The 7,438-nt window shown below is 59.3% G+C and carries 5 protein-coding genes; 2 read left to right on the plus strand and 3 right to left on the minus strand.

Annotated features, from left to right (window positions below):
• The first annotated feature begins 85 nt into the window (after nt 1-85).
• Complete coding sequence (locus tag EA797_RS17110; protein WP_122167353.1) at nt 86-2,905, plus strand: AsmA family protein; 2,820 nt, start codon at nt 86-88, stop codon at nt 2,903-2,905.
• Between the two features lie 14 nt (nt 2,906-2,919).
• On the opposite strand, the gene EA797_RS17115 is transcribed toward EA797_RS17110, so the two are convergent.
• Genes EA797_RS17115 through EA797_RS17125 form a run of 3 tightly spaced genes read right to left on the minus strand, consistent with a single transcriptional unit; the run spans nt 2,920 to nt 5,774 of the window.
• Complete coding sequence (locus EA797_RS17115) at nt 2,920-3,648, minus strand: substrate-binding periplasmic protein (protein ID WP_122167355.1); 729 nt, start codon at nt 3,646-3,648, stop codon at nt 2,920-2,922.
• A 15-nt stretch (nt 3,649-3,663) separates the two neighbouring features.
• Nucleotides 3,664-5,007: a GGDEF domain-containing protein gene (locus tag EA797_RS17120; RefSeq protein WP_244214150.1), complete on the minus strand. Its 1,344-nt coding sequence runs from the start codon at nt 5,005-5,007 to the stop codon at nt 3,664-3,666.
• Nucleotides 5,004-5,774 (minus strand): substrate-binding periplasmic protein, encoded by a 771-nt coding sequence (locus EA797_RS17125; RefSeq protein ID WP_244214151.1) that lies wholly within the window; start codon nt 5,772-5,774, stop codon nt 5,004-5,006. Before EA797_RS17125 ends, EA797_RS17120 begins: the two co-directional genes overlap by 4 nt.
• Before the next feature lie 695 nt (nt 5,775-6,469).
• Between EA797_RS17125 and EA797_RS17130 the strand changes: the two genes are divergently transcribed.
• Entirely contained in the window at nt 6,470-6,910 is a 441-nt protein-coding gene (locus tag EA797_RS17130) for a DUF2147 domain-containing protein (RefSeq protein ID WP_122167361.1), read from the plus strand.
• Nucleotides 6,911-7,438: the final 528 nt, after the last annotated feature.

A 7,438-nucleotide genomic window follows, 5' to 3' on the forward strand; every position in this document is an offset into this window, starting at 1 on the left:
GAGGGGTCGACCCTTATACAGGGCTGCATCCGTTCGCAGCTGACCCTCTCTAACCACGCACAAGCGGACCGGATCAGGAGGCCAGGTGGCGAAAGCAGCGAAAATCATAGCGATCCTGCTGGCAGCCCTGGTGCTACTGGTGGTGATTGCCGCCGTGCTGGTACAAACGCAGTGGGCGCGTGAGAAGATCGAAGACGAGCTGAGTCAGCGCCTCGATGGGCGCGCGGTGGAGATCGGCAGCCTCGAAGTCGACTGGGGATTTCCGCTGGGGGTCAGTGTTGGCGATGTCGAAGTTGCCAATCCCGCGTGGGCCGAACATCCGTATATGCTCAAGCTCGACGCCATGCAGGCGAAGCTGGAAGTCGGCGCTCTGCTGACAGGCGATCTCCGCTTACAGTCGCTGGAACTTGATCAGCCGGAGATCCACCTGGATCGTCAGGCTGATGGCCGCTCCAACTGGGCCGCGCTGACTCCAGATGAGAGCTCCAGCGACAGCACCTCACCTATTCAGCCCGATATCATCCGGATCCAGAACGGGCGGCTCACATATCGCGACGCGGGGCTGGATGCCGAAGTCACCCTTGATATAGCCACCACCGATAACGGTGCGGGCCAGCGTCAGCTCGCCATCGAAGGAAGCGGCAATGTTCAAGGTAAGCCTCTGACACTGAGCCTGAGGGGCGAGCCACCCGCCCAGGCATTGGCCAGCGACGCACCCTATGCCGTGACGCTCACTGGGCAACTAGGCGAGATCCAGGCGCGGTTCAGCGGTGAAGCCAAACAGCTTCCGCAGCTAGCCTCCCTGAACGGCAGATTGACCGTGAGCGCGCCGGACTCAGCCGAATTGATGGCGTTCGACCACCCAGCCATCGACATCCCGGCCTTCGATTTCAGCACTCGGTTGAAACGTGACGGGCCGCGCTGGGCGTTGGAGGACATTGACCTGAAAACCGGCGAAAGCCATCTCACCGGCGCGCTCACTCTTGATAAAGGCGATACGCCAGAGCTGACCGTTCGCATGCAAGGCGACAGGCTCGACCTCAATCGTTGGGGCGTGATGCGCTTGCTCAGCGTTGACAGCAACGACACCCCAGCGGATGCAACAGGTGACCAGCAATCGCTCCAGCAGCGCGCTCAAAAACTGCTACGGCCGTTGCGTCGGTATCGCGGCGAGGTTGACCTCAGCCTGGATAAGCTCCTGTACGGCGATAGCATACTGAGCGATATCGTCCTCAAGGGCAGCCTGGCCGAGCAGCGTCTGGATATCGAGCGTCTGCATGCGGCGCAAGGCGATGGCACCATCAGCGCTAGCGGCTCGTTTGATCTGACCGAGAGCTCACTGAGCGGAACGCTCGATCTCACCATCGAGGAGCTGGACCTCGGCCGTGCGCTTGAGCCAATGGGCTACCCGAAGCTAGGCACGTTGGACGGTGATCTGCATGCGAAGCTGGGGCAGAACTCCGCCCGCCTGAGCGACACGCATCTGCGCTACGAAAACCCGGCACGCGACCTGTGGATCGATGTTGACGCCACAGCTACCGAGTCCGGCCTGCAACTGATGGGCAATGCCCGGCGTAACGGTGTACCGCTGCACTTCGAGCTCGAGGTCGGTGCGCTGGACGAGCTGCTTAACGATCGACCCTATCCCATCGAAGGCACGATAAGAACGCGCGAAAGCGAGCTGACCGTGGATGGCACCATCACCGATCCGCTGCAGTTCAGTGCAGCTGATCTAGCCGTATCGCTCAAAGGCCCAAACCCGGCAAACCTCAACGCTCTGACAGGCTTGAGCCTGCCCTCGCTGACCAGTTATCAGTTGCGCGGCCAGTTGCTCTGGGAGGATCAGCAGCTGCGCCTGCTAGGTCTTCGGGCGCAATGGGGCGAAAGCGATCTGAGCGGGGATATCCGCCTGAGCCTCGCAGGGCGCCCGATGCTCTGGGTCAACCTGCATTCGAACACCCTACATACCTCAGACCTGAAGGCGCCCGACACGCCAACCGATCCCAATGACGGGCGGGTATTCTCCGATGAATCGCTTGGCCTCGACGCACTACGCGACCGCGACGCCATCGTCCGCTATGAGGCCGACAACATGATGACCAAGGCGATACCCCTGAACGCGGTCAAATTCAAAGTGGAACTGGATGAAGGTGTTCTGGTGGCTGACCCATTGACGCTCGCCATCGGCAAAGGAAAGGCCAACGGCCGGTTGCGTCTGGACGTACGCCCGCAGCAACCCACGGGTGAACTGCAGCTTGATATCACCAGTGTCAATCTCTCCCCCGTTCTGCGCGAGGCTGACCTTCCTCAGGTAGCGCAGGACTCGGCCGGAACCATGGGCGGTCAGTTGGACCTGACCTTCGAAGGTCAATCCCTGGGCGCTATGGCAGCAGATCTCGATGGGAAACTGGAGCTGGCCATGTCTGGCGGAAAGCTCGACATGCTCGCAGTCGAGCTACTCGGCCTGGACGCCGGCGAAGCAGCAGTCGCAGCGCTGGCCGACTCCGATCAGGTCGATATGAACTGCGCCTATCTTCGCTTCGTCTCGAACCAGGGCACAGCAAGCCTTGCTCAGCTGTACATCAATACTTCCGACAGCAACATCACCGGTGGAGGAGAAATTGATCTGGGCAGCGAGCAGCTAGACCTGGCATTCGAGACCCGCGCCAAGGATTTCAGCCTGTTATCAGGTAACTCACCGATACAGCTCAAAGGCACCCTCAGCGACCCGCAAGTCAGTGTGGTGAGCGATCAATTGATTGCCCGCGTGTTGGCCAGCGTGGCGGGCGCGCTGATAGCACCGCCCTTGGCGATATTGCCTTGGGTGGAAGCCGGCCTTGGAGAAGGCTCTGGTGTGGGCTGCCGCAAGGCTCTCGCCGAATTTGAGCAGGGAAGCGCTTCTTGAGGCCACCCTCTGTGTCAGTGATGGCCTGCCATCAAATCTGCCACCGTGCCATCCGCCTGCAGTTGCTCGAACGCAGCCTGGGTGCGCAACACGATGTCATCATCGGTCTGTCGGCTATAAGCCATATAGAGTTGAGTTGAGGTATTGGGCGTGAATACGCGCTGAACCTCGCCTGGATCAAGCCCTGCCTCCTCGCACAGCGCAATCATGTCCCGTTCGGGCATGGGCACGAGATCGACCTGCCCATGGAGCAGCCGCTTGAAGTTGTCACTGTTATGCGCAGTCACCACGATCTTCTCGAAGCCGTTGGATTGCAGATACTGATGGCGCACATCATCGCGCAGCACGCCGACCCGATACGCCTTTGCCGCATTCAGGTCGGGGACCTGGATATCATCTCGCTCGCGCAACTTGTAGAAGTGATAGTCAATGCGCAGAATCTCGCCCACCCAGCGAAACAACGCCTCACGCTCCGACGTCCGGGCGATGAGATACACCAGCACGCCGGGATCCTGCAGTGCCATGTCGTAGGCGCGCGCCCAGGGGTACATGCCAATCTGATAGTCACCCAGCCCGGCACGCTTCAGGGTGGCATCTACCACTTCGGTGGCCGGGCCGCTGACCTTGCCATCTTTCAGATAGCTGTAGGCAGTCTCCTCAGTCACCACACGCACCGGTCCCGCCTGCGCTACTGCGTCGAGCATTGCGAGGGAGAAAGCGATCCAGAAAATAGGGCGCATCATGAGATCCTCGGCTAGCTAGTCGGCAATACAGTTGCGGCCCTGCGTCTTGGCCCGATAAAGGGCTTCGTCCGCACGGCGCAGCAACTGATCGAATTGATCCACGGTCTCAGGGTCGAACCCGGCCAGCCCTATGCTCAGCGTGACATAGGGCGAGACGGCAGAAGCCTCGTGCGGCAGCTCGCGCTCGGCCAGTCGCTGCTGCAATCGCACGGCCGAACGAAGAGCGGATTCGGCATCGACGCCCGGTAACAGCACGACGAATTCTTCGCCGCCAAGCCTCGCTACGACCTCGCCTGCGCGGGCGAACACACGTTTGAGCGTATCGGCCACGACCTTCAGGCACAGGTCTCCCTGCGCGTGACCGTAATGGTCGTTGTAGCGTTTGAAGAAATCCACGTCGCACATAAGCACGGTCAGCGGCTGACCGAGCCGCAGCGCGCGACGGAATTCAACTTCCTTGATCTCGTCGAAATGACGACGGTTAGCCAGCCCAGTAAGCGGGTCGCTACGTGAAAGCTCCTGCAACAGCACGTTGGCTGCACGCAACTCGGTGGTGCGCTCTTCCACCAGCTCTGCCAGGCGATCCCGGTGAGCGGCCAAGGCCAGCTCGTCCTGATGCTGTCGATCGAGGTAGGCGGACAGTTTCGCCTGCAAGCTGTTGACGCCAGATTCCAGCAAGCTCAGCTCATCATGACGCTTCACTGATCGCCCAAGGCGCAATGTCTGATCGAGATTCTCAGGAGCCAAAGCGGTGAGATGCCGGGCGATCCGCCGAACATGCAGGGTGACCGTACTGTTGAACATCCACATGATCAGGCCGGCCAGCAGAAGCGACTGGATGACCTGGGTAATGACGATCTCGGTGACCTCGTCGAAAAGCCGCTCCCAAAGCAGACCTTCGTTACCCTCCAGCCTGAGCTCGCCAACCGTTTCGCTGGCGCCGGCGTAAGCTTCGTATGTCAGGCGATGCTGTAGCACTGGCGCCCGATGCTCGGCATGCTGCTGCGCCCGCTGACGCTGGATGACTTCTGGCGCCCTCCCCGCTCGGATGATCTGCAACTCCACCCGACCTACCGGCGCCGCACTTGCAACGCTGTCGAGCTGAGTTTCCAAGGCGTCGCTGTCCATCTCCCAGATGGCCCTGGCCAGGTTGCTCTGGAACACCTGATCGATCAGCTCCAATTCGGCGTCCATGGCCTCGAGGCTGTCGTGCCAGGCCAACCAGGTACGCAACCCCACGCTTGCCAGAGTGAAGAGCAGGCAGAACCCCAACGTGGCCAGTACCAGCCGGCGCCCTAAAGAGCCGGTCTGACGGTGTACCGTTTCTGGATCACCGGGCTTCGGGACACTAGCACTCATTCGAGCCATCTGGCGGCAATGACGTCATAGCGGCCGTCGGCGCGCAAACGCGCTAGCCCTTCGCGGAAGCGCTCGACGACCTCATCCGGCGTGTTACGGCTGAAAGCCATGCACAGCCCATCGGCGCCTCCGAGATCGTCCAGATTCAGCTGAGAAACCGCGTTTTCGTGCGGATTACCGCTGGCCTGCCGTACCAGGTAGTGCGCATTGAGTTCGTTGGATATCCAAAGATCTACCCGCCCGGCCTTGAGCTTTTCATAGTTGTGTTCGTACTTGTTGCTCGACTGCAGGTTACGCCCGACAGCAAAGCCTTTGTCTATCAGATACTGCTCACCGACGTCTTCCTTCACGGTAGCGATCTGGTACTGACGCGCATCATCAAGGCTTTTGAGGTCGAACTGCGTACCGGGTAGAGAGAACAGAGACCAGCGAGTCGGCGCGATGACGCCGACCCATTTAAACAAGGCTTCGCGCTGAGGAGTGCGAGCAATGGAGTAGATCAGCACGTTTTCCGAGTTGAGGGCGATGTCATATGCGCGCGCCCAAGGCATCGACTGGATGCGGGCTTGCTCACCCACTTCGGCCAACACGGCTTCCACCACTTCCGTACCCATGCCGGTAAGTTTGCCATCGACGGTCATGTTGTACGGCGGGAGCTCTTCGGTAACTACCGTGATGCCGTCGGCGGCATGTGCGAACTGAAGTGCTAATAGCGACGCGATTGCTGTGAGAGCACGTGTCAGATGGCGGAGCGAGGGTCGATTCACGGGTGACCTCAGGGACGGCAGTCGTCCGGCATGCAACATTAGCTAGCCATCATAATGGCATCATTCAAAACGCAATCAAGCATTCCTTTTTTCGGCGTTATGCGCCCAGACTTGAACGCGTGCCGGCAACCACTGCGACCTACCGACGAACGGCGATGCGCCCGAATGGCCCGGTTGGTGGCATACAGTCGCGAGAGTGCTGAAGAACCGGCGGACAGCTCAAGGTGTGGGACAAGTGGCTCTGCCTGAAGATGTGCGCTATTAGAAGGGCGTCGCTATCAAGCAGCTTCCTCACTAATGACGAAATCTGGTGCAGGACATACTGGGGACACGACGAATGCATATCCTATGGGTGCTCGGCAGCCCGCTGCACAGGCGTCAATGGACGATCCACGCCAAGGTCATATGGGCGCACGGAGCATGGGCAATGCCCAACAGCAGATCATGCGCCCGAAGTAGCTGGGAGCTACGGCTTGAGAAAAAAAGTGCTTCCAGCTACCCCCCCCGATGCCAACCATAGCGTCAAGGGAATTAACGGGTCGGTTACGGCATTTACGCTAACCGGAGCAATCAGACAGAAGCCATCCTCTAGTTAGAGGCGACTGACGAGAACCGACCAGTCAGCCAGCCAAAGCCAGCACCTTCAAATATCCGGTGATAGAGTTTTAGTCGCATTTTCGATTACTGGAGAAATCATGCGCTCAATGCTCACCGCTTTGCTGCTAGCCCTGCCGCTCTCGTCACTGGCTTTCGCCGCCGAATCGCCTGCCGGGCGCTGGCAGACCATCGATGACGAGACCGGCAAACCTAAGTCGATTGTCGAAATTCAACAAGCCGCCGACGGCACGCTGAGCGGCAAAGTGTCAGAGATACTCAAGTCGGAACAAGGGTCAAACCCGGTTTGCAGCGCATGCGATGGTGAGCGCAAGGACCAGCCCATCACCGGGATGACGATCCTCTGGGACCTGAAGCCGGACGGCGAGCAGACCTGGTCAGAGGGAAGCATCCTGGACCCTGCCAAGGGTAAGACCTACCGCGCCAAGGCTAAACTGCTACAAGGTGGCGACAAGCTGGAAGTGCGCGGTTACGTCGGCATCGAAGCGCTGGGGCGTACCCAAACATGGGTTCGTCAATAACGCAGTTGTTGCAGCTTCGACTGTATATGAAGAAGGTTTTGCTGCCTTCTTCAGTTTGCAGCTCTGAACAAACGACTCGGCCAACAGCCTACTCTTCTTCGATCACCGCAATCGGTCACCTAAGCGTCTTGGTCCAAGCTGATTCTCGATAGAGGTGCGTCAGTAGTGACTCAGCTCCGAACCCATCGATATCGATCTGAACGCACGTGTGTAAGCAGATTTAATGTTAACCCAGCTATACAACGGCACTGCTGGTTGCGCCCCTACTACACTCAACCGATAGCCTCACACCATCGGCGCGACGATGCTTTATTTGCACTCGCCGCCCTTACGCAGGACTGCCATCCAACACCCTGACTTCTTTTCTAAGCTGGCGCCAACCGCAATACCGTTTGCACAAGACGCAGCGATGAAGGCCGCAGAATCTTGTTCGGCTCGGGCCGCTCGATGATAGAAACCAAAACAACCCCCACCCACAATCTCAGCCGAGAGAGGTTATGCGCTTTGGCTCTTCAACCATGCACCGGC

Origin of the sequence: Stutzerimonas zhaodongensis (genome assembly GCF_003696365.1) — a bacterium.
GTDB lineage: Bacteria > Pseudomonadota > Gammaproteobacteria > Pseudomonadales > Pseudomonadaceae > Stutzerimonas > Stutzerimonas zhaodongensis.